Raw genomic sequence first — 21,847 nt, 5'->3', positions numbered from 1 at the left:
GCGGTGACGCTACAGAACAGGCGTGCGGTTGGTGCCGCTCTTATTGTTTATTGGGACGTCAATTCATCAGATCCATGCCAAGCACCTTGCGCATCTCCGGTGAGAGGCGTCTCGCAGCCTCCTGCCCCGATGGACTGCGCATCCATTCGTCGCTCTCTTCCCTGGTCGCATCGAACTCGCCATCCGCAACGCGGGCAGCGAACTTCGACAGCCCGGCAGCCTGCAGCTCGGTGTAGAGCTGGGTGATCGGGCACACGTAGGTGTCCGCGTAATCGTCGAACTCGCCGGTCTCTGCACGCTTGGCAAATGCCTCATATTTGACGGCGTTCGAAGGCCCTGCCTGCTCGGCGATCTTGCGAAGTTCGGCGGCGAGACGATCGCGGGTGCGCATCATGCAGCCTCCGGGGAGCGCAGCTCGACGATGATGGCCTCCAGGATCTTGGCCATCTCCTCTTTGTGTTTCGATCGCATCAACAGCTGATACAGAAACAGGCTGACCGCGGTCTGGTGGTAGACCTTCATCTCGTGGTCGGTGCCCGTAAAGTTTTGCGGCCGCATGCTGCCGATAAACCCCGCGACGACGTCAGCCACGATCGAGATCGACTGCCCCATTGAGACGGGCGGTATCTCGAAATTGCCCGCTTCGGTCATGAGGCCCTCCGGAAACTGGTTGCGGGGGCAGGATTCGAACCTGCGACCTTCAGGTTATGAGCCTGACGAGCTACCGGGCTGCTCCACCCCACGGAAAAGGATCGGACGACGGCGGGGCATATAGCGCGGTCACGCGCCCTTCCCGACGGAGCCGGCATCGCGATGCGATCGCCCCGTGTCATTGACCCGGGCTCTAGGATGCCAAGGCCGCCGCCCGAACTGAAATCAACCGAGGCGCGGGCCGCCCACCGGAGCGATGCCAGCACCCGTACTGGCTGGCGCCATTCGCGCGCGCCCCCGCTGTTTGCCTCAGTCCCCCGGACACGCCACGGAAGCGGCCGGGAGCGAAACTGGTCAGAAAAGGTTGCTGATGCGCTTTCGCGGAGCGGAGCTCGGTGCCCGAGGGCAAAGGTCGTGTGTCCGCAATTCCCCCATGCACGGGAGCCAGGTGCAGGCTGGCGCGCATCAGCAAGATGAAACTGAAGTGCGGCACTCTCTCCGCCCGTCACGCCGAGTTCGCTGACGTTTGAGGTTCGCCCTAGAGCCGGCCAACTCAGCCTCCAGATCCGCGTCGGTTCGCCTACTCGCAACCCTTCCCGGCGGTTGTTCTGTCTTACGGCGCCGTCAACGCCAGCCATACCGGGCTTGCCTTTGGTTGCTTTCGCCTGGGATAGGATCAGCGCTTTGGCGCCGCCTTGTCGAAGCCCGGCGTCGCACCGTTGTCGAGCGTGATCACGTCCGCCCCGACCTGCTCCAGGCGCTGCACATCGAACCAGTGACCTTCCTTGAAGTCCCCGTTCTCGGCAACCTTCGGCACCAGCAGCGCCTGATTGCACCCCGAGAGGTATTCGCAGAAACCGGTGACCACTCCCGAGAAGCCGGTGATCTTGTCGCGCTGTGTCGTACCGAGCAACATGGCATTCCTCCTGATGGTTAGTTGACGAGCTCGCCGAGCATGGCCCACGCCGCGACCGCATTGAGCTTGCGCTTGCCGTCGATGAGAAGACCGGCGTGCCGCTTTGTGCAGCCGAGGGCCTGGGCGAGATGTGCCGTTGTGTCGACCGGCCAGAGCGCGTGGGCGACGATGCCGATTTTGGATTTGCCGAAGCAAATCGGTGCCGCGCGAACACTTGGAACAAGTGTTCCGAGAGGCCGCCGATCGGCGCGTCCAGGAACAGGTGTTCGGTTGTTCTCTCTCGACGGCAGCGGCCGCCGGGCATTTGATTCGCCCATGACAAATACTCCAACGCAACAAACGATGATTGAGACACAAATGGACCAGATGAAAAAACAGGCTGACGATGCCGCGTGGCGTGCGGTGCTCGCGGCGCAGGAAGAAGAGCGCAAGCGGCAGCTGAATTGGCGAAGCTGGTGGCGGCGGCTCTGGTCATGAGGAGCCCTCGCCGGTTCCGGCGGCGTGGTTCGCCATGATCACGTCGATCTCGCGGACCAGCGCCATCTTGGCCGGCCCGCGAACCGGCGGCCCGTTGGTCTCCCAACGGTGCACGGTGCTCTGGTCGACCCCGAAGCGCGCGCCGAAGGCCGCCTGGCTTTCGCCGGCGACCTCACGAGCTTTCCGAATCAGTTGCGCGTCCATGGCGTCGACTATGCCTTTTGCATAATTGTCGTCAATGCCTCTTGCATAAATATCCTATGCAAATTGCATCAATGAAGGAAATGCACCAAAGACTGGCAGATGCGCGCCTGAAGGCCGGTTTCCCGGAGGCTTCCGACGCAGCCAGGGCGCTCGGCGTCAAGGTCCCGACCTATCTGGCCCACGAAAACGGCTCGCGCGGCTTCAAAAGGTCCAGCGCCGAGCTCTATGCCCGGAGGTACCACGTCTCGCTGGAATGGCTCCTCACCAACCGCGGACCGAGGGAGGGCCAGCCCACCCGACCGTCAAAAACGGACGAGGGCCACGTCGTTAACCTTGTCGGCTATGTCGGCGCCGGCGCCGAGACCCATTTTTTCGCCCAGGACGCCCCGCTCGACGAGATCCCAGCACCGGCCGGGTCAACCGCCTCGACCGTTGCCGTGGAAATCCGCGGCGAAAGTCTCGGCACGTTCTTCGATCGCTGGCTGGTGTTTTACGACGACGTGCACCGGCCGGTCACGCCAAGCCTGATCAATAAGCTTTGTGTGGTCGGGCTCGATGACGGTCGCATCCTGATCAAAAAGATACAGGCATCGAAGGCGAAGGGCCTTTTCCACCTATTGTCGCAGACGGAGCCGCCGATCCTCGACGTCAAGATCGAATGGGCCGCCCGGGTCAAGAGCATGGTGCCGCGATAACGCGATTATGCAAAATGCATTGACACGGTAATGCAAAAGGCATAGAGATAGCTCCGTTAACCACGGGGCTCCGTCATGCCGTCTCCCCTCCTCGCCGGCCAGCTCGAAGCGATCTGGATCATCGACCGGAAGATCGATGGCATCCGGAAAGAGCTGTGCCGGCGCGTCAGCGGCGTGCGTATCTTCGACGCCAACGATTGGCACCTCGCCTATAACCGCCATCCTGATCTGCGCGATCGCGCCGAAGCCCTCTGGCGACTTCGCGGCGTGGCGCAGCAGACGCGCGATCTGATCATCGAGCGCGAGTACCAGGCCGAGCTCCGGCGCGAGCGCGCGGTGCGACGCAAGGCCGCGATGCTGGAGCGCGCGTGATGGAAGAAGCATCATCACCAGCCGAGCAGATCGAAGCCTCGTCGAAGGCAAGTTTGCCGAAAGATGACTGGCGTCGCGAAGAAGATCTCGCCGCGATCAAGCGCGAGATCCGGACGGCAAAATACGTCTACGTCTACGCCGACTTTGGCGGGAGCATCCGGGTCAGCCGGAAGGAAGCTCTCAATCTTCTCAAACAAGCAGACCGACCGCTCCACGCCAACATCTGCACGACCAATCCGAGCTCTGTCTTCATCCATGCCGATCCCGAGCGCGGCCGATGATGCAGCTCGCCTTCACCTTGGACGCTCCACCGTCGTTCGTCAGCCGCGAGCGACGCATCGACATGACGCTCGCCATCGTGCGGGACATTCATGAGGCCATGCCGGTCGAAGAACGCTCCGAGCTGGACGGAAAGAAGTGGTGGTCCGTCGTGCTGATGGTCGCCGAGCTTCGCGCGATGGAGCGCGCCGAGGAGGAAGTGCTCGGCCGGCCGAGCCGAGGGCTTGCGGACGCCTACGACGCGATCGTCACGCCGGGCGAGCACGCCATCGAAGCGCTGCTGCGCACCTTTGCCCACGTCCACTCTCAACCTGTGCAGGGATAGTATCATGCGTAACCCAAGCCTCACCACCAACGTTGTCCGCTTCCCGTCCCGCACGCCGTCGTCTAGCAACCGGCGCCGGCTCCGTCCGGCCAATCTCGGCCTGACTTGCCTCGCCCTCGTGAAGCACGACGAGACGGAGCGCGCCCTGCTCGTCTCCGACAACGGCGATGTCTCGCGATCGGTATGGTGCCTGAAGGTGATGCTCTCGATCGAGCCCTGCGCCGCGCCGTTCGGATTCATCGTGGCGACGATGACGTCGCAATTCGCGCAGCAGAAAAGTCTGTGGCCGCGCTTCGTCGATCGCGCCGGCTGGAGCGACGACAAGATCGCCGCGCTCGTCTGCGTCGAGCGGCTCGCCGCCGAGAAGCGATTGCAATACCGGGGATTCAAACAGCCGCTGCCGTTCCCGGGGCGGAATGCGTTCGCGTGAAACGGGAGAAGGACGACGATGCCAGGCGATATCTCGCGAAGTTACCAAGGTCCGAAGGATGGAAGCGTACCGTCCTGGATGGACGATCCCTCGGAGCCGACCTTGAAAAAGCCGGCGACGTCGCCGGCGTCGCAGCAGCTCGTTGCCCGCATCAAGCGCAGCAGCAAGTACGCCCATCAGGCTCCTAAGGGCGGATGGTTTGATGTTCGCGTCGTGCCCGACATGGGCTACGGGCTTCGCGGCAACAACAACAATTACCGGTTCAGCGACGTCGTCTTCGGCGTTCGTCTCGCGGACGGAACGGTCGTCGAACTCAAATAGCGAGCTCCCTGATCGGGACGGGCTTCGCGGTACCGTTTCGATAACCCCCGCGGGCGGCGGCCCGATAGCAAGGGTCGCCGCCCGCAATACCGCCAAGCACAATGGGATTTTCTGATGCATAAGCCGGTTTCTCTCTTCAAATTCATTGACGGGCCGCTGATGGCCCAGGAGCAGCGCCGCGCCGACGTCGTACAGCGCATGGCGAAGGACCTGATCGAAACTGACACATATCGCTGCGAGCGCGACGCGATCCGCATCCTGATCTATCGCGGCTACCCCACCTATGACGTCATGGCGCTGGTCGGCTACGCGCAGCAAGAGGCCGAGGAGCAGCTGAACGCCGCGGAAATGTCGCGGGCATCATGAAGAAGCGCGATCGCACATATACCGCAGATCAGGTTCGGAAGTTTGTCGCGGAGCATTTTCGCGGCGAGACCCACGAGACAATCGGCCTGACGCTCGGTCTGTCTGCCGGCTTCGTCGGAATGGTGCTTAGCGGCGCTCGCGAGCCATCGAAGGCCTTCCTTCAGGCGGCTGGCTTTGAGCGCGTTGTGCGGTACCGCAGAAGCGGAGCGCGCCATGGCGGATGAGCACCGTCTTCTCCCCTGCCCGTTTTGCGGCAGCGGAAACCTCAATCGCTTCAGTTCCTACACCTCGTCGCGGACCGGCATGGTCGAGATCAAGCGTGTGCAGTGCATCGGTTGCAATGCCGAGGCGCCGGAAGATCGTTGGAACGTTCGAGCGCCGGAGACGCGACACTGATGACGCTCCCGCGCCCGCAAAGATGCTTCCCTCCCGCGCCGGTGGGATCCCTGCTCAAGCGCTTCGACCAAGTCCAGCCCCGGACGAAGCGTGTTGAGCAGGGTAGCGGGAGCGCGGACGGCCATCTTAGTCTCGTCAGACAATGCCCATGCGTTCGCTGCGGCCTCGATCCCTGCGGAACGGCCGCGCACCTGCGGATGAATTCAGGCGCCTACAACAAGCGCCAGGCGATGGCCCGCAAGCCGTCCTCCGAGTGGACGACGCCCCTTTGCAGTGGCTGCCACCTCAACGACCCCGATGCGCAGCACAAAGTCGGCGAACAAATTTTCTGGGCCCGGCTGAACGTCAATCCCTTCCTACTGTGCCAGCGCCTCTACGCAGCAACCGGCGATCTCCTCCGGATGCGCGCCATCGTCTTCACCACCATTGCAGAACGGGGGAACTGTGATTGAGCCTGCAGCACTCATCGTCAGCGCCGACGAGATCGACGACCGCATGGGCCCGATTCCAGGCCGCTCATCCGACCGTATCGCTCGCGAGCTGCGCGCGGCCGCCAAGCTGGTGACCGAATTGCAGTCCGCTCTCGAGAAGATCAATCAAATCCGCAATAGCATCATCGGAACTCAGACCCTCAATTGGTCAGAGCATGTGTACCCGCTCGTCGCCGCTTTGGCCGACGTCGGTATCGAAGGAATGTCGTATCCCGAGGGCCGAAAATACTACGGCACCCTCGTCGAGCGCGCCGTCAAGGCCGAGGACGCACTCGGCGAGATCAAGAAGATCGCACTGACGGTCAAGCCGGACGACGTACCCTCGCAGCTGGCGCACATCATTCGGCTCTGCATCGACGCCGTCGCACCTGCGACCGAGGTGCGCAACTGATGGCCTCCTATCGCCCCGACACGATCGACCGGGTCGCGGCGGCGTTGACGCCGTCGATCTGGCTGCGGGCGAGCGAGGTCCGCAGCTGCTTGGCCGAGCCCTACCTCGCCACCCATACCGTCCGCTGCGTGCTTCACATCCTGGTGCGCCAGGGTCGGGCGATCGTCGACGGCGATGGGTATCGGAAGTGGTACCGCGGCCCAGGGAGCCCGCGATGAGCCTCAGCGACGCATGCTTCGAATTCGCGGAAACGATGCGAGACGCCGAGAATGAGGCCGCACGCCTGAAGGCCGTCATCGGTCTGCTGGCCGAGGTCGCGCACTATGCCCGTGCCCCGTTCCGCTATGGCGACGAGCTCATGGTGCTAGCCAACGGCTGCCGGGAATACCTCGACCCGACGACATCGAATAGCGACCCGGTCCAGCGGATCATCTTTCTGGCCGACACCGTCCGCGAGATCCTCGATACACCGCCCTGCGCCAAGGTGCCCCTGTCATGAAATATGAGCATCGCAAACGCGGAAAAATGACGGCCGAGGAAAAGCTGGAGATCGAGCGCCTAGCCCAGACAATGGCGAAACCGACGCCGGGCAAGATCGCGGCGAAGCTCAACAGGCATCCCGCCACGGTCAACTGGTACATGCTCCGGCACGGTTTGGTCACGCGCAAGCCGCGACGGGCGCCGCGCCCATACGTCCGGGACGGCAAGACGGTTCATCCCTATAGCCCGGAGCATGACGCGCGCATCGAGGCCCTGCGCGCGGAGGGCCTGGTGTTCCGTGAGATCGGCGAGATCGTCACCCGGGAGTTCGGCATCGAGCGCGACGCGCACAGCGTGCAGGTGCGGATCACCCAGCTGTCGGCCGCGCCATGAGCCGCAGGGCCGACGGCAGCGATGGACCGAAGCCGCCCGCCGGCGCTCATCGCGACCGTGCCTATGCGCCGCGGGGCCTGCGCCGTGAAGCCGCGGCCTACTGGGTCGGGCTATCCCCCACAAAATTCGACGAGGCGGTAGCCGCCGGGGTCTATCACCCGGGGAAAATGGTGCTCGGCTGCCGGGTCTGGGACCGCTACCAGCTTGACATCGAGTTCGAGAATGCCCTCGATGACCGAGCCGCGCCCGGGCTGGCCCCCAATACCGCCGCCGACGCCTGGAGCGGGGTCAAATGACCGCAGACGGGCCCATGCCGCCACTCGATTCACGCCACTACTACGAGGACGAGGACCGGCACGGAAACGTCAGGCGCTATTTTCGCCAGCGCATCCCAGGCACGGCAAAATACCGCAAGGTCCGGCTCCGCGAAAAACCCGACACCCCTGAGTTCCTGGAAGAGTTCGCTGCCGCCCGCGCCGGTCGGCCGTATCTCCGCAAGGGAGAGCAGCCGAAGGCCCCGCCGCCGCCCAAGGTCGTCGAGCGATCGCTCCGCTGGCTGATCCAGAAATATTACAAGGAAAGTCTTGAGTTCCGCGCCTATGACGAGGACACCAAAAGCGTCCGGCGCAACATCCTCAAGGCGCTTTGCAACGAGCCGGTGAGCGACACCGACCAGCGCGAGGTCGGCGACCTGCCCTGCGATATCCCGGAAGACAAGATCATCGTGCTGGTGAAGCGCAAGGCCGAGACGTCGATCAACAGCGCCAATGCGCGGCTCAAGGCGATCCGCAAGCTCTCGGAATGGGCCGTCGCCGAGAAGCCGCCGCTGATGGTCAGGAACGTCGCCAAGGGCATCGACCTGCTCAAGGCCCCAAAGACCGGCGGCCACCACACCTGGGACGTCGCCGAGATCGAGCAATATGTCGAGCGGCATCCGCCGGGGACAAAGGCCTATCTTGCGCTCTGGCTGTTCCTGCTATTCGGCCAGCGCATCTCCGACGTCGCGAAGTTCGGGCGGCAGCACATCCGCAAGCCCGAACACATCGCGGCCAAGCTGCGCGAGATCCACGCCGGCCGCTGGCTTGCCTTCCGGCAGCACAAGAATCGCAATAGGAGCCCGGTCGACCTGGTCGTGCCGATCCTGGCCCAGCTCGAGGATGTGCTGGCCGTCTCCAAGAAGGCCGGCGTACTCGGCGACCTAACCTTCCTCGAGACGTCGTTCGGCAAGCCGTTCACGGTCAAGGGGCTCGGCAACTGGTTCGAGACGCAGTGTCTTGCGGCGAAAGTGCCTGGACGCGCCCACGGGCTCCGCAAGGCCGGCGCGACCCTTGCTGCACAAAATGGCGCGACCCCTCACCAGCTGATGGCGATCTTTGGCTGGAAGACGCTGGCGCAGGCCGAGCTCTACACCAAGGCCGTGCAGCAGCAGCTGATGGCCGGCGGCGCCATGAACCTGCTGGTATTCACCCCCGGCGGCCAGGAGAGCAACCAATGACCAGGACCAGCAAATGACGGACCAGAAGCAGCCGCCGAGATGGGCAGGAACATGTCCGACCTGCGCCTGGGAGTTTCAGGCGCTTGCCGAAGGATCGCCAAATCGGAACCCATATCCATCGGGAGTTCTTTGCCCACAGTGTCAGAAGGGATTTATGTTTCTAACACTGCCGGCGAACCCGCTGGTGTTCACCCCCGGCGACCAAGAGAACATGCCGGAAAGTGGGTCACATGCGCCCGGAAACGTTGGAAATCCAGTGGGAGCCTGATGCGACCCACTTTCCCGTAAGCCGTTGATCCTGCTCACTGCGGCAGGTCCTGCCGGGATCGCCACCCCACTCCCCTTCGATGAAGCCATTTTCCGGACGTCGCGAAGCCGGCCGGAAACAATCCCGGGGTAGCGTCCCGTCATTGCACCAAAAGGGGATTCGGCCATGTGGGATTTCATCAACGAATTGTACCGGGATTTCTGCCTGGCTCGCCTTCAGGAGATGCGGAAGCTGGAGCATCATATCTGAACGGGCGCGGAGCATGGACAACGATCAGCCCCTGGCCGGCGCTATCCTGACGGCCGTGGTGATTGCCGCGGTGGTCTGGGTGACAATCGGACCGCCGCCGGGGCACAAGAGGGTCAGCAGCCACCCCCAAGACTGTCGCGAGACGCTGACGCCCGTATGAATACGGGTTACTCGAACCTTGGCGCCGGTCTCACAGACAGAACATGACTGGGATTGCGGGCCCAGTTTGAAACAAGCCGCCGCCGGGACAATTCATTTCGAGCCCGGCGGCGTAGTTTCGTTGGAGACCCCAATTCTAAGAATCCCTTAACCACCAGCGCAGGCCGCCGCGAGAGCGTGGACCGATTGCGCGTCCATTCGCGTTGTACAGCGCCATGCGTACAACGGGTCATTGGGTCATCGTTGCGGTGTGTGGCGCGGCAGCTCTCGCCACGCCCATCGCAACCGCCGAGGCACAGCAGGTGCAGGCCGGAACGCTCGCGTGTCGTGGCGGGCCTGACACCGGTTTCATCCTGGGCCCGGTGACCAATCTCGATTGCGTGCTGCACGCCGATAGCGCACCGGACAGTCGCTACGTCGCAGCCATTCCCAACCTCGGCATTTTCATCGGCGACGAGGAAGTCGCACTGGCCTGGAAGGTGATGGCGCCAGTGCCGTGGATCGGGCTCGACCAACTCGCCGGCAGTTACATCCACGCAAGCGGCGCGGGCGACAATGTCCTCAGCGGCGGCGCGAATACGCCGATCACGCTGCATCCGTTGAACGAGGACGCTTTCTCGACTCCGCCGGTCAAAATCGAGAGCCTGGAAATTCGGGCGATCGATCGCTGATGCTGTGCATTTTGTGCCAAAACGTCAGATTGCCGGGAATTGCGGCTCGATCGGGATCCAACAAACCGCCTGAATTCACGCACGTTCCGTTCATGTGAGAGGGTTCACAGGCGCATCGCAATTCGAGTGCTACGCTCCAAGAATTCTTACGTTCATTTTTGCCGACGAATTTCATGGCGAAGCTTTTGACGGTCACCGTAACGGTGTTTGCTGTTCTGGCAATCCTGCGGGGTCAGCCGAACCAGTTTGTTCCGCTGCCTACGAAGCCGATGCCTGGCGTTCTCATTCCGTGACGTCATGGACAGCGCCGGACAAGCATTCTGGCTGATGCTGCTGTGTAGCTGCCTCGGCGCTTGTCTCGTCCGGGCCGTCTACGAGATCGAGCAATCGCGAGACCGGCACCGTCGACGAGCGGACCTTGTACGCAATGCAATGAAGTCCGTCGTGCCGCGGACCAACAGCCGGACATAGAGCACGCCGTTCGGCCACGTCGAGAACAGCCACTTGTGACGGCACCACGCGAAGCGATTGCTCATCCGCGTTGGCACGAAATGCACAACGCCGCCCGCTTGAAATATACGCGGACGGCGCTGCTCCTAGCCCCAGGAAGGTGATGCAAAATCCTGACAGCTCCAACTCTGCACGTTCTGTGCCAGCGATCATGGCCCATATAGGCTATTTGGCTTGAGAGAAACGAAGCTAGGTTAAGCACCGAGGCACTGGTGACGGTGCCTCACGACCAAAGTGTCAACTTGGCCTCGGCGTGGCCCACGCGCTGAGGCCTTTCTTTTGATGTTCACGGTCTGCTCTGAAATCGCGTCTTGTTCTTTATCATTCAGCGCACGAAACGATTCCGTAGTTCTCCGTGCGTGAACAAAGTTCCGGCTGCCTGAGCGACCGGACGCTCTCTGTTCGTGAGGCCGCAGGTTGCCGCGATTGCCGACAATTCGCTTCGTGATTTCTTAATTCAGAATTGCTTCCTCAAGAGGATCGTGAGCGCTCGCGCCGTTCGTCGATATTTTGGGATCGATATGGAAGACTCCGTCCAGATCCGTTGCACACGCTGCAAGAACGTCTTTCGTGATCGCGCCAAGCGGCTGCAGAACGGTTACTCGCGCCAGTGCCCGAGCTGCGAGGTCGTCCTCTTCTTTGACGAGGACTCGCACGATCCAAATATCAAGCGAGCGATGCGAACCGCGCGGCGCGCGCGGAAGGAACTGCGTGAGAGCGAGGACGTGAGCACGCGAAGGGCCGCGGGCGTTCCCCGGCAGTACAGCGGCCGCTCGGCATCGAACTCACGGGGAACTGACGAAGCTGACGACGATTGAGTTTGGCGCTGCCGGCTACTCGACTAACCGCCCAGGCCCACATAGGACGAGGCACGGTCGAGCCATTGGCGCGTCGATTCGTCACTCCAGCCAGGAACGGCGAAGCGCGCCGCCGGCGTTGCAGCCGCGGGCGAACGAACGGTTGCGGGTTGGCGTGCGTGGGAGTGACGCCGTGTTGCAGCACTCGCAGACACGCACAGGATGACCAACAGGCCAAGTGCCAAGACACAGCGCATCGCATTTGCTCCTGACCACCATCGCGACCGCGCCGAGAGAACGATCACCTCGCGTGTTTGCTCGGCCGATGCGCCATTCCCATATAGACCCCGCCCGCTTTCAATTCTTCCAGCATCTGGTCGATCCGCTTGCGCTTGGTGGCAGCCCGTACGCTGCGTTCGATCCAGTGCAGATCGTCATTGCGTTGATACGACGGAAGCCTCGACGTCCTGCCCTCGATCGTGAAACGTGTGCGCCCCTCGAGCACAATGAAGGTTTCGGCATAGGGATGGCGGTGCCACGCCGGTCCCGGCCCAGGCGGCATGTCGACGACGATCACCGACGTCTCGGATCCGGTGGTCCGTCCCTCGATCTCGCTGGCAGCGCCAAGCTGCCAGACCCTTGCTGCATCGATCACGTCGCCTCCAGTGGCCGGATCAGGAGCGCTTTGCCTCGACGTAGCGCTTGAAATTATCCAGGATCGCCTGCCAGCCGCCGCGCTGCTGCTCGACCGAATGGGTCTCCTCGCTGTCGAAGGAGACCTGTAGCTTGACGCCGCCGGCCTCGGGCGTGAACGCAACCTGCGCGGTGCGGTCGCCGAACGCATATTCGAGCTGGCGGGGCGCCTCGACCTTGGTGTAGGTACCGGCGAAATCGAATCCCATGCTGCCGTCCTTGGCTTCCATCCGCGACGAGAATGCGCCACCGGCGCGCAGGTCCACGGTCGCAGCAGTGGTGTGCCAGTCGTCGGAGGCCGCATTCCACTGCTTGATGTCGTCGGGCGTGGTGTAGGCGCGCCAAACATCTGCGATCGGCGCGACAACGATCGTTTCGACGGCAATCTTCATATGCGTTCCTTCGTCGTTCTTGGATGGAGCGGATGCGCCCACGACGCCGGGGCGACTGACCGCGGACACTCTACTAAGGCTATTCGCCGTGATCCACAAATCGCTCCGCCAGTCGACAGCGCCTGCCAGGGCCGCCGGGACCATGAGGAAGCCGGCGACGCCGTTCAACGAACCAAATGGTATGCGGCGGGCACAAGAATTTCGTCAGGAATGACCGTGTATGGAAGACGGGTCCAACGCCCGGAGAGGACGACATGCGGAACCTGAATACTGTGCTGAGCAAGCTGAACGACCGCCTGCTGCGGCTGGAGGGCGAGCTGTTCGTGCTGCGATCGATCGCTCGCGCCGCCCTGACTTCCGGCGACGAGTCCGCCGTCCGCACTCGCAAACTGCTCGAAGGCGCCAAGCTCGCGCTGGCGGACGAAGCCGAACGGCCGCTGGACGCCGCAACCGGGAAATATGTCGCGGCCGCGATCGCCATGGTCGAAGAGCTGCTCGAAAATCCGCGCGAGGCGGCGCCGCTGTTCAGGGTAATCGACGGCGGCAAGCGCGACGACTAACCCACGGTCGGGAATTGCGGACCGGGCCTAGCTCGCGCCCTGCACGGCCCTGTCATACGCCTCGATCGTCACCTTTGCGCGGACCGCGATATCCGCGGCCGTCATGCCCGGCTTGTAGAGACTGCTGCCGAGACCGAAGGCGCGAATGCCCGCCTTCACGTACTCCGCGAAATTCTGGTCAGAGACGCCGCCGACGGCGGCGAGCATCACGTCCGGCGGCAGCACGGCGCGGATCGCCGAGATGCCGGAAGCGCCGAGCACGCTCGCCGGAAAGAATTTCAGGCTCGAGGCGCCCGCGCGTGCGGCGAGCAGCGCTTCCGTCGGCGAGAACACACCGGGCATCGTGATCATCGCGTGGTGCCGGGCGCGCGCCAGAACATCGACATCGACGTTCGGCGACACCATCAGGCGCCCACCGACGTCATGGAGGCGATCGACATCTCCTGGGGTCAGCACCGTGCCGGCGCCGATCAGGATATCGGCAGGCGCCCGCTTCGCCGCGATTTCGATCGAACGGAACGGCTCGGGGGAGTTCAGCGGAATCTCGATCGCCGTCATATCAGCCTCGAGCAGCGCGCTCACGATGCCCAAGGCCTCGTCCGGCTTGACGCCGCGCAGGATCGCGACCAGCGGACGCTTCATCGGAGGAAATGGAATGCTCATGCGTTGATCCCTCAATTGTTCCAGATCGCCGCCGCGGCGCCGGCGAGGCCACGGCGAACCGCCTCCTCCGCATCCATCACGCTGAGCGGAATCGAAAGGCGTTCGAGCGCGATCCGATAGAGTCGCTGCAGGCGGCCCGAAGCAATCAGCGTAACCGGCGTTGTTCGCTCCCGCTCCGCAAGGCCGGCCGCCAGTTCGGCACCGATCAACGTGCCGGAGATCGTCTCACGGGCCGCCTGCGCGCTGCCGCCGAACAGCAGCTGCCGGGATCGCACCCGAAACAGCAAATTGGCTGACAACGCCGGCGTTGCGAACGCCTCGACGACGGCCGAGCGGAACGCATCGGCATCAACGGCCTCTTCCGCACCGGCGACGGCATGCGACAGAATGGTGTTGCGCGCAATCGCGCTGAAGGACTCGCCGGTCATGAAGGTCGCAAAGTGCTCGACCGTTCCACCGCGCAGGCGCACCCATTTGGAATGGGTTCCCGGCATGCAAACGAGGGCCTCACCCGGCGCATCCAGGCCGAGCGCGCCGAGCAACTGGGTTTCCTCGCCACGCATCACATCGGGTGCCGCAGCATCGCGCTGCGCAATCCCGGGCAGGATGCGGATATCTCGCGGCTGCCCGCTGACCACGACGGCGCCTTTAAGAATATTGGAGAGATGCGCCGGCGTGTCGACATAGCCGGCCTCGACCCAGCCCTGCCGTGCACCGGCCATGCCGCAGATCACGACCGGCAGATTGGCCGCCGCGCCCAGTGCGTCGAGATGCGATTGCAGTACGGGCGCAAAGCCGGTCTTGGCGGCCGCCGTCATCCCCTCGTCGCTGCGGCGTTCGCCGAACACCTCGCCGCCGCCGCCCATCAGCCAGAGCCGGAAGCTGCTGGTGCCCCAATCGACCGCGACATAGGAAGGCCCGCTCATCGCGCTCTGTTCCATGCTGTTGGTTCCGGCTCGGCGATGGCGCCCCCGAACAGACGCGATAACGGCGTTCATGACGCGGCGCAAGGCGCGCCGATATCGCGAGGCTACGCAATGACGCGCGCATACGACCGCCAGCCCTGTTCGCCTCGGTGAGTGCGCGGATCGGTTACCGCGCGCCCTTCAGCGTACAGGAGGTCGTGCAGGTCGTGACGTTGCCGTGGTCACACTTGATGCAGGCGTTGACGCACTGATCCATGACCTTGGGATTGTACTGACTATAAAGATTGGCCGCGCAGCTGTTGGTCGATCCCGTGACCTCCGGATCGGACCAGCAACCGGACAGTAAAAATGCTGCGGCACTCAAAATGGCGACCTTGCGCATAAGGCCTCCTGCCACGGTCGATCCAACTAACTTTGCAAGTAACCTTGATAGGTTAGGTTAAATTCCGGTTTCAATTGCGACCTTATCCGGAAGCAGTATTGCTTATCCACCGGACATTTCCCCAAGGTCCGGGCCCACACCGGCAAGGCCGTCAGGCGTCCCCGCCTGGCGGCTTTGTTGCCCAGCAGTGCACAAGGATACCAACAAGATGGCCCGAAAGCCGCGGTGGTCGTTCAAGGAGGACCGACGACTGATGGAATTGGCGCGCTCCTCCAAGTCGCTGGAGGAGGTCGTGAAGGCGACCGGCCGTTCGCCGGAGCGAATCAAGAAGATGGCGATGCGCCTTGGCCTCTCCATCAAGCCCCGTGGCGCCACCAAGAAATGATTTGAAATGCGGCCGCGGCCTCAGCCCGACCGGCCAGAGCGCTCTCGCGCGGAGCGAGCAGCCGTCGGCGTGAAGACGATACCTCACAAACAGGAAATCTAGGGTTCCGGCGGACAATCGTCCCTGGCCCGTACCGGGATCGCCCTGACCTCGCCCTCGGTCTTGACCTCGCGCTCAGTCTTGGCCGCTTGTTCATCCTCGCCCGCCCGCGTGCAGGTGATCAGCACGAGAGCCACCCGGCTGCATTGCCACGCCGGCCCGAGCGCCGCGCTCGACACCGGTTCTGGCGACGCCAGCGTCAGGGATAGATACGCTACCAAAACGGCACCCGCCGCGCCTGCGGCAGCCAGTGCCGCGCCCGTTCCGGACCACAGCTTGGATATCATGGCCTTGGTTCCCGCCGATCTCTGGGAGTCGAGGCAGCCCGCCTGTCCGCGTGTGACCGGAATCACAACCGGGACCAGACAGTTCAGCCCGAATCTTTGGGCTCGATGTGGGAGCGATATTGCACTGCCGCAAGGCAGGATCAGCGTGCCGGCTCGATCACATTACAGTTGGTCCGGCCCGACATCAGGCAGTCCTGCATCTTGCTCGCCGCCGTCAGGTCATGCGCAAGCCAGAGACCGACCGCGAGCATGACGACCGCGACCAGCAGTCCGATCAGCGCCCCGCGGCGGTTGCCTCCGTCTTCGGATTCGCTCATGGCCGCTTCGGTTCCCTGTTGCCATCGCCCGCATCATGACCGTTTGCACGGTTGCGTGCGATCAATTCTGCAACAGTCGCACAACGAAATGCGCGCCGGCCGCGATCGGGCCTGCAATTCCATTGCGGGCTCCCGCGACTCGCGAAAAACTGCTCGCCGAAGTGGAGCGCGTGTGCGGGGCGTGCCGGTGAGCGAACATGCAGAGAGTTACGATTATCAGCGTTACAGGCAGCTGCTCTCGGAGGCTGTCGACGAAACCAGCAGACTGCGGTTGATCAGCCTCCTGATCACGGAAAAGGCGCGCGACAGGCTGGAAGCCCAGCGCGCCTCGGACCGGAGCGCGATGACCGCCGAGACGGTAGCCAAGGTGCTAGGCAACGGCCGCCGCGAGCAGTTTCAGCGCGGCTAGGCCTGTCGGCAGGTTCGGTGACCAACCACTCACCACGCCAGCCGCCAGCCGGGCGCAAACACCGCCGTCGGCCATTTGCTGTCCGCTCATATCTCCTTTGCTCCACAGCCCCCCGTTCGCCACTGGCCTTTTCGCTACCATTCACTTATTGAACGCCGAACCGAACCCCATCCATCAACGAACAGAAAGCAGCAGGCTTCCTCTATGAGTGGCTTCAAGGAACCGGGTTTTGCCGACCGCCAGAAAGCGGCCCTGCAGGCGCGGCAAAACCTCCTCAACAAGTTTCGTACCCAGCCGGGCGCCGACGATCCGACCGTAAAGGCACGGGCCGAGGAGCGTGCGGCGATCGCCGAACGCCGCGCCAAGGCCAAGGAAGCCCGGGAAATCGAGAAGGCGGAGCGGAAGCGCCGCGAGGAAGAGGCCGCCGCAGCCGAGGCCGCCCGGATCGCGCGGGAGAAGGAAGAGGAAGCCGAAAGACTGGCTTCGCTCGAGGCCGAGCAGAAGGCCAAGCGCGACGCCCGCTACGCCGCGCGCAAGGAGCGCGGCAAGAAGAAGCGCTGAGGCGTAACCAGGCCCGCCACGACGGCGGGCCTGCGAATGATGAGCGGCGGCGGCGGTCAGTTCTTCTTCATGCCGTCGTCTTTCTTCATCATCGCGCCGCCGTCCTTCTTCATGGCGTCGTCCTTCTTCATCATGCCATCGTCCTTCTTCATGGCATCCTTGGACATCGCATCCTTGGACATCGTGCCTTCCTTCTTCATCGCGTCGTCCTTGCCCATCTTGTCCTGGGCGAAGGCGGCGGGCGCCAGCGCCAGGCTGAACGAGAGCAGCGCGGCGGAAAGGCCGAGGCGGGTCTTGGTGGTCATGATGATGATCCCTTGTGTGGTCAAATGTGAGCGCGACGACTTGCCGCTCTCTCCTCGACGCACTTGCGCTGCCGGTTGTTACCTCCAATAACAAATTCTTGAAGCACGCCGGCGCCGCACGCGCGTCGCTCTTCGCGCGAGGATCGGGTGGCGACGCTGCCTCGGTGCGGTGTGCACCGCAACAACGGCAAGACTTGAATGACAAGACTTGCGACCGCCTGCCCGCCCGCACTAACAGGGCGCCTCGAACTATCAGACTAGAGAAGTTTCACGCGAAGACCGGCTAAGCTAAAGCTCCGCGCCGGCCTAACAGCCACTCAAGAAGCTCTTCAGGGGAACAACCATGCTCACACGCCGCCACGTCCTCGCGTCCGCCCTCGCCGCACCCGCAGCCTTACGGATGGGTGTCGGGACCGCGCATGCTGCGACCACGCTGAAGATCTCGCATCAGTTCCCCGGCGGCACCATCGACAAGGGCGATTTCCGCGACCGGCTGTGCCGGATGTTCGCGGCCGAGGTCGCCAAGCGCTCGGGCGGCGATCTCACTGCCGAGGTCTATCCGAACTCCTCGCTGATCAAGACCAACGCGCAGTTCTCGGCGATGCGCAAGGGCGCGCTCGATCTCAGCCTCTATCCGATGCCCTATGCCGGCGGCGAGTTGCCGGAGACTAATATCGGCCTGATGCCGGGCCTGGTCACGACCTACGACCAGGGCCTGCGCTGGAAGAAGGAGCCCGTCGGCAAGGCGCTGAGCGACTTCCTCGCCGACAAGGGCATTCTGCTGATCTCCTGGGTCTGGCAGGCCGGCGGCGTCGCCAGCCGCTCCAAGGCGATCGTGGCGCCCGAAGACGCCAAGGGGCTGAAGGTGCGCGGCGGCTCGCGCGAGATGGACATGGTGCTGCAGACCGCGGGCGCCGCCGTGCTGTCGGTGCCCTCCAACGAGATCTACGCTGCGATGCAGACCGGCGCCTGCGATGCCGGCATCACCTCCTCCACCAGCCTGATCTCGTTCCGCCTCGAGGAAGTCGCGAAGTCGCTGACCTCGGGCGCCGGCGCCTCCTACTGGTTCATGCTGGAGCCGCTGATGATGTCGAAGGCGATCTTCGACAAACTGCCGAAGAACCAGCAGGACATCATCCTCGCCGTCGGGGCCGAGCTCGAGGCGTTCGGCCGCAAGGGTGCGCAGGACGACGATGCCGAAGTCACCAAGGTCTATGAAAAGGCCGGCGCCAAGGTCAGCGCGCTCGACGCCGCGATCGTCGGCAAGTGGCGCGACATCGCGCGCGATACCGCCTGGAAGGACTACGGCGCCAAGACGGCGACGTCAGCCAACCTGCTGAAGCTCGCAAGCGACGTCGCCGCATGATGCATGGTCCGGTCGCGGATCAAGCCGAAAGCGCAAGCGTGGCCACGGGCAATACGCCGGTGGCCTTGCTCGGGCGCGCGCTGTCCGTCTGCAACAACATCATCGTGGTGTTCGCCGCACTCGCCTTGATCGCGGCCTGCGTGATCCTGAGCTACAGCGTGCTCGGCCGCGCCTTGTTCCACAGCCCGAATTACTGGCAGGACGAGGCCGCCGTGTTCCTGCTGGTCGGCGCCACCTTCATGACCTCGGCCTATGTGCAGAGCCAGCGCGGTCATGTCAGCATCGAGGCGTTCGTCGGCCTGCTCTCGGCGCGCGCGAACAGCATCAGGCTGTGGCTGGTCGATGTCGCGAGCTTCGCGTTCTGCACCTTCTTCGCGTGGAAGTCGTGGACCCTGGCGCACGAGGCCTATGTCGACGGCCAGGTATCCAACTCGATGTGGTCGCCGCCGCTCGCCATCCCCTATGGGCTGATGGCGCTCGGCATGACGCTGCTCTGTGTGCAGCTCCTTCTGCAAATCCTTATTCCGCTGACCGGTGGCCCGCGCCGATGACCGTGTTTGGTATTGGCATCTCCTACGGGCTTGCCACCCTGTTTGCGATGTTCTCCGGCATGCCGATCGCATTCGCGCTCGGTGCTGTCGCGGTCGTGTTCATGGCGATCTACATGCCGGCGGCCTCGCTCGATACGGTGACCCAGAACGTCTACGAGGAGATGGCCTCGATCACGCTGCTGTCGATCCCGCTGTTCATCCTGAAGGGCGCGGCGATCGGCAAATCGCGCGCCGGCCAGGATCTCTACTCGGCGCTGCATGCCTGGCTGCACCGCGTGCCCGGCGGCCTCGGCGTCGCCAACGTGTTCGCCTGCGCCCTCTTCGCGGCGATGGCCGGCTCCTCGCCCGCGACCTGTTCGGCGATCGGCTCGGCCGGCATTCCGGAGATGCGCAAGCGCGGCTATTCCGGCGGCTTTGCCGCGGGGATCATCGCCGCCGGCGGCACGCTCGGCATCCTGCTGCCGCCCTCGATCACGATGATCCTGTTCGCGGTCGCGGCCGAGAAATCGCTCGGACGGCTGTTTCTGGCCGGCATCGGCCCCGGACTGCTGCTGGTGTCGCTGTTCGGCCTCTACGCGGTGTTCCGCTTCCGCAAGGAATACGCCATGGCCAAGGCCGCCTATGACGCGACGGGCAAGGATGCGGCGATCCTGCAGCGCGACGAGTTCACCATGGCCGAGCGTTTCAGCGCGCTGCCGCGCGTGATCCCGTTCGTGCTGCTGCTAACCGGCGTGATGATCGCGCTCTATGGCGGCTACGCCACGCCCTCGGAGACCGCCGGCCTCGGCGGCCTGCTGGCGCTCGGGCTGATCGCCGTGATCTACAGCGTGTGGAAACCGAGCGACCTGTCGCCGATCCTGAAATCAACCATCCGCGAGTCGACCATGCTGATGCTGATCATCGGCATGTCGCTGCTCTATTCCTATGTGATGAGCTATTTGCACATCTCGCAGTCGGCGGCGGAGGCGATCGTCGCGATGCACCTGCCGCGCTGGGAGCTGCTGTTCACGATCCTCGTAATGGTGATCGTGCTCGGCTTCTTCCTGCCGCCGGTCTCGATCATCCTGATGACCGCGCCGATCATCCTGCCGCCGCTCCGCGCCGCCGAGTTCGACATCATCTGGTTCGGCGTCGTCATGACCATCGTGATGGAGATGGGCCTGATCCACCCGCCGGTCGGCCTCAACATCTTCGTCATCCGCAACGTCGCGCCCGACATCCCCCTGAGCGAGGTGATCTGGGGCACGCTGCCCTTCGTGCTGCTGATGATGTTCGCGGTGCTGATGCTGTGCTTCTTCCCGGAGATCTCGACCTGGCTGCCGAATCTGGTGATGGGGCCGGACGGCGGGCGCTAGAGCAGTCGCCTGAAGCTATCGCGTCGACAGTAGCTTCAGGCCGCCTCCTGCTCGCGTGCCGCGAGGGCCTGCTCGATCCGGCGAACCAGCAACGCCGTCGGACGTCCCTCGCGCTGCAGCCGGCGGAGCTCATTCCATAGCCTGATGATTTCGCGGTCTCGCTCGGCGTCCATGGCGGCATTCTCCCGGGTGCTCCAATATGAACGAAACAAGAACAAAATTCAAGTCCCAGGATGCCGTCGCTGGCGCTGGAACCCGGACGACACAGCGCGATTGGCTCCTTCAGGGATAGCCGTCACCCGGTGTATCGACCTCGACCACGTCGATCCGCGACACCGATTTACCCTTCCGCAGCTCCTCGTAGGACGTCTCCGCGCTCAGGCAGAACAACGTCCTGCGGTCCGCGCCGCCGAGTGCACAGGCGAGCGCGCGGCGGCCGGGCACCATGATGCGCGCACGCTCGACACCATTGCGGTCGATCCGGACAAACGCGTCTTCGGTGAACGACGCGACCCAGGCTGCGCCATCGCCGTCGAGGCAAATGCCGTCGGGATCATCGACGCGACCGAACCGCCCGCGAAGGCTCAGGCCGCCGTCCGGTGCGATGTCGTAGTCGGCGAGACCGGCACCGTCCATCTCCGCGACGACGAGCCGGCGATGGTCGGAGGAAACGGCAATGCCGTTGGGAAAGCGCAAGCCGTCGGCGACGACGCGGGCGCTGCCGTCAGGCGTCACCAGGATGATGCGACCGACGGCGCCGCGGCCCTCCGGCGGCGGCAGATTGAAGCCGAGATCGCCGACATAGGCGCGCCCCTGCCCGTCGACGATCATGTCGTCGATCGTGCCGGTCGCGATCCCGGACAGATCGGCATACAGCGACAGCGCTCCGCCGGAAAACCGCAGCAGCCGCTTCCTGAACATCGTCAGCACGACGATGTCGCCATCAGGCAGCACGCCAAGACCGCACGGCGTGTCGTCGGTCACCGCCGCATGCTCCTGGCGTTCGCCTGACGGGCTGATGCTGAGCAGCGTCCGCGCCATGCAGTCGACGAACCAGAGCCGCCCGCGATGCCAGCGCGGGCCCTCGAAATAGCGGCCGCCATTCAGGATGGTTCTGAGCCGAGCCGTCATGCCGCACCGGCCTGAAACAACAGATCTGACATAAGAGCGCCCCCACCGCACGTTTCGACGAGGATATATCCGCGCCGGGATCGGTCAAACTGGAGGCGCGGCCCCCGCAAATGCCCGCAAAACCTCCGG

38 protein-coding genes, 1 tRNA gene and 1 pseudogene are annotated in these 21,847 nt (G+C 63.8%); 24 read left to right on the top strand and 16 right to left on the bottom strand.

What is annotated here, in order from left to right:
* Positions 1–58 precede the first annotated feature (58 nt).
* The 6 genes from ACE10Z_RS23460 to ACE10Z_RS23435 form a co-directional block, all read right to left on the bottom strand.
* The gene (locus ACE10Z_RS23460; RefSeq protein ID WP_375782874.1) at positions 59–394 is read right to left on the bottom strand and encodes a hypothetical protein; all 336 of its coding nucleotides are present in this window, start codon (positions 392–394) and stop codon (positions 59–61) included.
* Positions 391–651 (bottom strand): hypothetical protein, encoded by a 261-nt coding sequence (locus ACE10Z_RS23455; RefSeq protein ID WP_375782873.1) that lies wholly within the window; start codon positions 649–651, stop codon positions 391–393. The genes ACE10Z_RS23460 and ACE10Z_RS23455 overlap by 4 nt, the downstream gene beginning before the upstream one ends.
* A 16-nt stretch (positions 652–667) precedes the next feature.
* Positions 668–744, bottom strand: a tRNA-Met gene (locus ACE10Z_RS23450).
* 583 nt (positions 745–1,327) lie between these two features.
* Positions 1,328–1,567, bottom strand: coding sequence for a hypothetical protein (locus ACE10Z_RS23445; RefSeq protein WP_375782872.1), 240 nt, complete (start codon positions 1,565–1,567; stop codon positions 1,328–1,330).
* Positions 1,568–1,584: 17 nt separating this feature from the next.
* The gene (locus ACE10Z_RS23440) at positions 1,585–1,884 is read right to left on the bottom strand and encodes a hypothetical protein (protein ID WP_375782871.1); all 300 of its coding nucleotides are present in this window, start codon (positions 1,882–1,884) and stop codon (positions 1,585–1,587) included.
* Between the two features lie 154 nt (positions 1,885–2,038).
* Positions 2,039–2,248, bottom strand: coding sequence for a helix-turn-helix domain-containing protein (locus ACE10Z_RS23435; protein WP_375782870.1), 210 nt, complete (start codon positions 2,246–2,248; stop codon positions 2,039–2,041).
* Between the two features lie 71 nt (positions 2,249–2,319).
* Here ACE10Z_RS23435 and ACE10Z_RS23430 point away from each other — a divergent pair, with 71 nt between their 5' ends.
* The 17 genes from ACE10Z_RS23430 to ACE10Z_RS23350 all read left to right on the top strand — a co-directional run bounded on the left by ACE10Z_RS23430 (position 2,320) and on the right by ACE10Z_RS23350 (position 11,357).
* Entirely contained in the window at positions 2,320–2,943 is a 624-nt protein-coding gene (locus tag ACE10Z_RS23430; protein WP_375782869.1) for a helix-turn-helix domain-containing protein, read from the top strand.
* Between the two features lie 75 nt (positions 2,944–3,018).
* Entirely contained in the window at positions 3,019–3,315 is a 297-nt protein-coding gene (locus tag ACE10Z_RS23425) for a hypothetical protein (RefSeq protein ID WP_375782868.1), read from the top strand.
* Positions 3,315–3,596: a hypothetical protein gene (locus ACE10Z_RS23420; RefSeq protein WP_375782867.1), complete on the top strand. Its 282-nt coding sequence runs from the start codon at positions 3,315–3,317 to the stop codon at positions 3,594–3,596. The genes ACE10Z_RS23425 and ACE10Z_RS23420 overlap by 1 nt, the downstream gene beginning before the upstream one ends.
* On the top strand, positions 3,593–3,919 hold the full coding sequence (locus ACE10Z_RS23415; protein ID WP_375782866.1) for a hypothetical protein: 327 nt from the start codon (positions 3,593–3,595) through the stop codon (positions 3,917–3,919). The genes ACE10Z_RS23420 and ACE10Z_RS23415 overlap by 4 nt, the downstream gene beginning before the upstream one ends.
* 4 nt (positions 3,920–3,923) lie before the next feature.
* Positions 3,924–4,349 carry a hypothetical protein gene (locus ACE10Z_RS23410; RefSeq protein WP_375782865.1) on the top strand — a complete coding sequence of 142 codons (426 nt, stop codon included), beginning with the start codon at positions 3,924–3,926 and terminating at the stop codon, positions 4,347–4,349.
* Between the two features lie 102 nt (positions 4,350–4,451).
* On the top strand, positions 4,452–4,670 hold the full coding sequence (locus tag ACE10Z_RS23405) for a hypothetical protein (RefSeq protein WP_375782864.1): 219 nt from the start codon (positions 4,452–4,454) through the stop codon (positions 4,668–4,670).
* A gap of 114 nt (positions 4,671–4,784) precedes the next feature.
* A complete protein-coding gene (locus tag ACE10Z_RS23400; RefSeq protein ID WP_375782863.1) occupies positions 4,785–5,036 on the top strand; it encodes a hypothetical protein in 252 nt (83 codons plus the stop codon).
* Positions 5,033–5,260, top strand: a complete 228-nt coding sequence (locus ACE10Z_RS23395; protein ID WP_375782862.1) for a hypothetical protein — start codon at positions 5,033–5,035, stop codon at positions 5,258–5,260. The genes ACE10Z_RS23400 and ACE10Z_RS23395 overlap by 4 nt, the downstream gene beginning before the upstream one ends.
* A gap of 369 nt (positions 5,261–5,629) precedes the next feature.
* Entirely contained in the window at positions 5,630–5,884 is a 255-nt protein-coding gene (locus tag ACE10Z_RS23390) for a hypothetical protein (protein WP_375782861.1), read from the top strand.
* Positions 5,877–6,314, top strand: a complete 438-nt coding sequence (locus tag ACE10Z_RS23385) for a hypothetical protein (protein WP_375782860.1) — start codon at positions 5,877–5,879, stop codon at positions 6,312–6,314. The genes ACE10Z_RS23390 and ACE10Z_RS23385 overlap by 8 nt, the downstream gene beginning before the upstream one ends.
* Positions 6,314–6,532 carry a hypothetical protein gene (locus ACE10Z_RS23380; protein WP_375782859.1) on the top strand — a complete coding sequence of 73 codons (219 nt, stop codon included), beginning with the start codon at positions 6,314–6,316 and terminating at the stop codon, positions 6,530–6,532. Before ACE10Z_RS23385 ends, ACE10Z_RS23380 begins: the two co-directional genes overlap by 1 nt.
* Positions 6,529–6,813: a hypothetical protein gene (locus ACE10Z_RS23375; protein WP_375782858.1), complete on the top strand. Its 285-nt coding sequence runs from the start codon at positions 6,529–6,531 to the stop codon at positions 6,811–6,813. Before ACE10Z_RS23380 ends, ACE10Z_RS23375 begins: the two co-directional genes overlap by 4 nt.
* A gap of 26 nt (positions 6,814–6,839) precedes the next feature.
* Positions 6,840–7,187 carry a hypothetical protein gene (locus tag ACE10Z_RS23370; protein ID WP_375782857.1) on the top strand — a complete coding sequence of 116 codons (348 nt, stop codon included), beginning with the start codon at positions 6,840–6,842 and terminating at the stop codon, positions 7,185–7,187.
* A complete protein-coding gene (locus ACE10Z_RS23365) occupies positions 7,184–7,483 on the top strand; it encodes a hypothetical protein (protein ID WP_375782856.1) in 300 nt (99 codons plus the stop codon). Before ACE10Z_RS23370 ends, ACE10Z_RS23365 begins: the two co-directional genes overlap by 4 nt.
* On the top strand, positions 7,480–8,682 hold the full coding sequence (locus tag ACE10Z_RS23360) for a tyrosine-type recombinase/integrase (RefSeq protein ID WP_375782855.1): 1,203 nt from the start codon (positions 7,480–7,482) through the stop codon (positions 8,680–8,682). The genes ACE10Z_RS23365 and ACE10Z_RS23360 overlap by 4 nt, the downstream gene beginning before the upstream one ends.
* 879 nt (positions 8,683–9,561) lie before the next feature.
* A complete protein-coding gene (locus ACE10Z_RS23355; RefSeq protein ID WP_375782854.1) occupies positions 9,562–10,029 on the top strand; it encodes a DUF992 domain-containing protein in 468 nt (155 codons plus the stop codon).
* 914 nt (positions 10,030–10,943) lie between these two features.
* The gene (locus ACE10Z_RS23350) at positions 10,944–11,357 is read left to right on the top strand and encodes a hypothetical protein (RefSeq protein ID WP_375782853.1); all 414 of its coding nucleotides are present in this window, start codon (positions 10,944–10,946) and stop codon (positions 11,355–11,357) included.
* 280 nt (positions 11,358–11,637) lie between these two features.
* Here the strand turns inward: ACE10Z_RS23350 and ACE10Z_RS23345 are convergent, their stop codons facing one another.
* The gene (locus ACE10Z_RS23345) at positions 11,638–11,991 is read right to left on the bottom strand and encodes a cupin domain-containing protein (protein ID WP_375782852.1); all 354 of its coding nucleotides are present in this window, start codon (positions 11,989–11,991) and stop codon (positions 11,638–11,640) included.
* A gap of 19 nt (positions 11,992–12,010) precedes the next feature.
* Positions 12,011–12,421 (bottom strand): SRPBCC family protein, encoded by a 411-nt coding sequence (locus ACE10Z_RS23340; protein ID WP_375782851.1) that lies wholly within the window; start codon positions 12,419–12,421, stop codon positions 12,011–12,013.
* 254 nt (positions 12,422–12,675) lie between these two features.
* Here ACE10Z_RS23340 and ACE10Z_RS23335 point away from each other — a divergent pair, with 254 nt between their 5' ends.
* Positions 12,676–12,981 (top strand): hypothetical protein, encoded by a 306-nt coding sequence (locus ACE10Z_RS23335; RefSeq protein WP_173642894.1) that lies wholly within the window; start codon positions 12,676–12,678, stop codon positions 12,979–12,981.
* Between the two features lie 27 nt (positions 12,982–13,008).
* Here the strand turns inward: ACE10Z_RS23335 and ACE10Z_RS23330 are convergent, their stop codons facing one another.
* From ACE10Z_RS23330 to ACE10Z_RS23320, 3 genes are all read right to left on the bottom strand, one after another.
* Entirely contained in the window at positions 13,009–13,644 is a 636-nt protein-coding gene (locus ACE10Z_RS23330; RefSeq protein WP_375782850.1) for a 2-dehydro-3-deoxy-6-phosphogalactonate aldolase, read from the bottom strand.
* Positions 13,645–13,655: 11 nt separating this feature from the next.
* The gene (locus tag ACE10Z_RS23325; RefSeq protein ID WP_375782849.1) at positions 13,656–14,570 is read right to left on the bottom strand and encodes a 2-dehydro-3-deoxygalactonokinase; all 915 of its coding nucleotides are present in this window, start codon (positions 14,568–14,570) and stop codon (positions 13,656–13,658) included.
* A 166-nt stretch (positions 14,571–14,736) separates the two neighbouring features.
* The gene (locus ACE10Z_RS23320) at positions 14,737–14,952 is read right to left on the bottom strand and encodes a hypothetical protein (protein ID WP_050402491.1); all 216 of its coding nucleotides are present in this window, start codon (positions 14,950–14,952) and stop codon (positions 14,737–14,739) included.
* A gap of 208 nt (positions 14,953–15,160) precedes the next feature.
* Here ACE10Z_RS23320 and ACE10Z_RS23315 point away from each other — a divergent pair, with 208 nt between their 5' ends.
* On the top strand, positions 15,161–15,337 hold the full coding sequence (locus ACE10Z_RS23315) for a hypothetical protein (RefSeq protein WP_171947593.1): 177 nt from the start codon (positions 15,161–15,163) through the stop codon (positions 15,335–15,337).
* Positions 15,338–15,435: 98 nt separating this feature from the next.
* Here ACE10Z_RS23315 and ACE10Z_RS23310 read toward each other — a convergent pair whose 3' ends face one another.
* Positions 15,436–15,723: a hypothetical protein gene (locus ACE10Z_RS23310; RefSeq protein WP_375782848.1), complete on the bottom strand. Its 288-nt coding sequence runs from the start codon at positions 15,721–15,723 to the stop codon at positions 15,436–15,438.
* Between the two features lie 140 nt (positions 15,724–15,863).
* Positions 15,864–16,105 (bottom strand): annotated as a pseudogene (locus tag ACE10Z_RS23305) (hypothetical protein).
* Between the two features lie 122 nt (positions 16,106–16,227).
* Between ACE10Z_RS23305 and ACE10Z_RS23300 the strand changes: the two are divergent.
* A complete protein-coding gene (locus tag ACE10Z_RS23300; RefSeq protein ID WP_375782847.1) occupies positions 16,228–16,449 on the top strand; it encodes a hypothetical protein in 222 nt (73 codons plus the stop codon).
* 204 nt (positions 16,450–16,653) lie between these two features.
* Positions 16,654–17,010, top strand: a complete 357-nt coding sequence (locus ACE10Z_RS23295) for a DUF6481 family protein (protein WP_375782846.1) — start codon at positions 16,654–16,656, stop codon at positions 17,008–17,010.
* Positions 17,011–17,066: 56 nt separating this feature from the next.
* Here the strand turns inward: ACE10Z_RS23295 and ACE10Z_RS23290 are convergent, their stop codons facing one another.
* Positions 17,067–17,315: a pentapeptide MXKDX repeat protein gene (locus ACE10Z_RS23290; RefSeq protein ID WP_342728938.1), complete on the bottom strand. Its 249-nt coding sequence runs from the start codon at positions 17,313–17,315 to the stop codon at positions 17,067–17,069.
* Between the two features lie 343 nt (positions 17,316–17,658).
* Between ACE10Z_RS23290 and dctP the strand changes: the two genes are divergently transcribed.
* Genes dctP through ACE10Z_RS23275 form a run of 3 tightly spaced genes read left to right on the top strand, consistent with a single transcriptional unit; the run spans position 17,659 to position 20,587 of the window.
* The gene (gene dctP / locus ACE10Z_RS23285) at positions 17,659–18,681 is read left to right on the top strand and encodes a TRAP transporter substrate-binding protein DctP (protein ID WP_375782845.1); all 1,023 of its coding nucleotides are present in this window, start codon (positions 17,659–17,661) and stop codon (positions 18,679–18,681) included.
* A complete protein-coding gene (locus tag ACE10Z_RS23280) occupies positions 18,678–19,232 on the top strand; it encodes a TRAP transporter small permease (RefSeq protein WP_375782844.1) in 555 nt (184 codons plus the stop codon). Before dctP ends, ACE10Z_RS23280 begins: the two co-directional genes overlap by 4 nt.
* A complete protein-coding gene (locus tag ACE10Z_RS23275) occupies positions 19,229–20,587 on the top strand; it encodes a TRAP transporter large permease (RefSeq protein ID WP_375782843.1) in 1,359 nt (452 codons plus the stop codon). Before ACE10Z_RS23280 ends, ACE10Z_RS23275 begins: the two co-directional genes overlap by 4 nt.
* A gap of 35 nt (positions 20,588–20,622) precedes the next feature.
* Here the strand turns inward: ACE10Z_RS23275 and ACE10Z_RS23270 are convergent, their stop codons facing one another.
* Entirely contained in the window at positions 20,623–20,760 is a 138-nt protein-coding gene (locus ACE10Z_RS23270) for a hypothetical protein (RefSeq protein ID WP_158231348.1), read from the bottom strand.
* Between the two features lie 109 nt (positions 20,761–20,869).
* On the bottom strand, positions 20,870–21,718 hold the full coding sequence (locus ACE10Z_RS23265; RefSeq protein ID WP_375782842.1) for an SMP-30/gluconolactonase/LRE family protein: 849 nt from the start codon (positions 21,716–21,718) through the stop codon (positions 20,870–20,872).
* Positions 21,719–21,847: the final 129 nt, after the last annotated feature.

The sequence above is a fragment of the Bradyrhizobium sp. Pha-3 genome (assembly GCF_042258615.1).
Taxonomy (GTDB): Bacteria; Pseudomonadota; Alphaproteobacteria; order Rhizobiales; family Xanthobacteraceae; genus Bradyrhizobium.
This window is presented reverse-complemented; position numbering and strand designations above follow the sequence as displayed.

Excerpts from the sequence above, each read along its gene's own strand:
- ACE10Z_RS23330 (WP_375782850.1), bottom strand. The coding sequence starts at position 13,644 with ATGAGCATTCCATTTCCTCCGATGAAGCGTCCGCTGGTCGCGATCCTG.
- ACE10Z_RS23275 (WP_375782843.1), top strand. The coding sequence starts at position 19,229 with ATGACCGTGTTTGGTATTGGCATCTCCTACGGGCTTGCCACCCTGTTT.
- ACE10Z_RS23395 (WP_375782862.1), top strand. The coding sequence starts at position 5,033 with ATGAAGAAGCGCGATCGCACATATACCGCAGATCAGGTTCGGAAGTTT.
- ACE10Z_RS23340 (WP_375782851.1), bottom strand. The coding sequence starts at position 12,421 with ATGAAGATTGCCGTCGAAACGATCGTTGTCGCGCCGATCGCAGATGTT.
- ACE10Z_RS23455 (WP_375782873.1), bottom strand. The coding sequence starts at position 651 with ATGACCGAAGCGGGCAATTTCGAGATACCGCCCGTCTCAATGGGGCAG.
- ACE10Z_RS23365 (WP_375782856.1), top strand. The coding sequence starts at position 7,184 with ATGAGCCGCAGGGCCGACGGCAGCGATGGACCGAAGCCGCCCGCCGGC.
- ACE10Z_RS23420 (WP_375782867.1), top strand. The coding sequence starts at position 3,315 with ATGGAAGAAGCATCATCACCAGCCGAGCAGATCGAAGCCTCGTCGAAG.
- ACE10Z_RS23265 (WP_375782842.1), bottom strand. The coding sequence starts at position 21,718 with ATGACGGCTCGGCTCAGAACCATCCTGAATGGCGGCCGCTATTTCGAG.
- ACE10Z_RS23430 (WP_375782869.1), top strand. The coding sequence starts at position 2,320 with ATGAAGGAAATGCACCAAAGACTGGCAGATGCGCGCCTGAAGGCCGGT.
- ACE10Z_RS23315 (WP_171947593.1), top strand. The coding sequence starts at position 15,161 with ATGGCCCGAAAGCCGCGGTGGTCGTTCAAGGAGGACCGACGACTGATG.
- ACE10Z_RS23440 (WP_375782871.1), bottom strand. The coding sequence starts at position 1,884 with ATGGGCGAATCAAATGCCCGGCGGCCGCTGCCGTCGAGAGAGAACAAC.
- ACE10Z_RS23390 (WP_375782861.1), top strand. The coding sequence starts at position 5,630 with ATGAATTCAGGCGCCTACAACAAGCGCCAGGCGATGGCCCGCAAGCCG.
- ACE10Z_RS23290 (WP_342728938.1), bottom strand. The coding sequence starts at position 17,315 with ATGACCACCAAGACCCGCCTCGGCCTTTCCGCCGCGCTGCTCTCGTTC.
- ACE10Z_RS23335 (WP_173642894.1), top strand. The coding sequence starts at position 12,676 with ATGCGGAACCTGAATACTGTGCTGAGCAAGCTGAACGACCGCCTGCTG.
- ACE10Z_RS23320 (WP_050402491.1), bottom strand. The coding sequence starts at position 14,952 with ATGCGCAAGGTCGCCATTTTGAGTGCCGCAGCATTTTTACTGTCCGGT.
- ACE10Z_RS23360 (WP_375782855.1), top strand. The coding sequence starts at position 7,480 with ATGACCGCAGACGGGCCCATGCCGCCACTCGATTCACGCCACTACTAC.
- ACE10Z_RS23295 (WP_375782846.1), top strand. The coding sequence starts at position 16,654 with ATGAGTGGCTTCAAGGAACCGGGTTTTGCCGACCGCCAGAAAGCGGCC.
- ACE10Z_RS23370 (WP_375782857.1), top strand. The coding sequence starts at position 6,840 with ATGACGGCCGAGGAAAAGCTGGAGATCGAGCGCCTAGCCCAGACAATG.
- ACE10Z_RS23375 (WP_375782858.1), top strand. The coding sequence starts at position 6,529 with ATGAGCCTCAGCGACGCATGCTTCGAATTCGCGGAAACGATGCGAGAC.
- ACE10Z_RS23310 (WP_375782848.1), bottom strand. The coding sequence starts at position 15,723 with ATGATATCCAAGCTGTGGTCCGGAACGGGCGCGGCACTGGCTGCCGCA.
- ACE10Z_RS23270 (WP_158231348.1), bottom strand. The coding sequence starts at position 20,760 with ATGGACGCCGAGCGAGACCGCGAAATCATCAGGCTATGGAATGAGCTC.
- ACE10Z_RS23425 (WP_375782868.1), top strand. The coding sequence starts at position 3,019 with ATGCCGTCTCCCCTCCTCGCCGGCCAGCTCGAAGCGATCTGGATCATC.
- ACE10Z_RS23435 (WP_375782870.1), bottom strand. The coding sequence starts at position 2,248 with ATGGACGCGCAACTGATTCGGAAAGCTCGTGAGGTCGCCGGCGAAAGC.
- ACE10Z_RS23445 (WP_375782872.1), bottom strand. The coding sequence starts at position 1,567 with ATGTTGCTCGGTACGACACAGCGCGACAAGATCACCGGCTTCTCGGGA.
- dctP (WP_375782845.1), top strand. The coding sequence starts at position 17,659 with ATGCTCACACGCCGCCACGTCCTCGCGTCCGCCCTCGCCGCACCCGCA.
- ACE10Z_RS23410 (WP_375782865.1), top strand. The coding sequence starts at position 3,924 with ATGCGTAACCCAAGCCTCACCACCAACGTTGTCCGCTTCCCGTCCCGC.
- ACE10Z_RS23280 (WP_375782844.1), top strand. The coding sequence starts at position 18,678 with ATGATGCATGGTCCGGTCGCGGATCAAGCCGAAAGCGCAAGCGTGGCC.
- ACE10Z_RS23415 (WP_375782866.1), top strand. The coding sequence starts at position 3,593 with ATGATGCAGCTCGCCTTCACCTTGGACGCTCCACCGTCGTTCGTCAGC.
- ACE10Z_RS23460 (WP_375782874.1), bottom strand. The coding sequence starts at position 394 with ATGATGCGCACCCGCGATCGTCTCGCCGCCGAACTTCGCAAGATCGCC.
- ACE10Z_RS23400 (WP_375782863.1), top strand. The coding sequence starts at position 4,785 with ATGCATAAGCCGGTTTCTCTCTTCAAATTCATTGACGGGCCGCTGATG.
- ACE10Z_RS23325 (WP_375782849.1), bottom strand. The coding sequence starts at position 14,570 with ATGAGCGGGCCTTCCTATGTCGCGGTCGATTGGGGCACCAGCAGCTTC.
- ACE10Z_RS23380 (WP_375782859.1), top strand. The coding sequence starts at position 6,314 with ATGGCCTCCTATCGCCCCGACACGATCGACCGGGTCGCGGCGGCGTTG.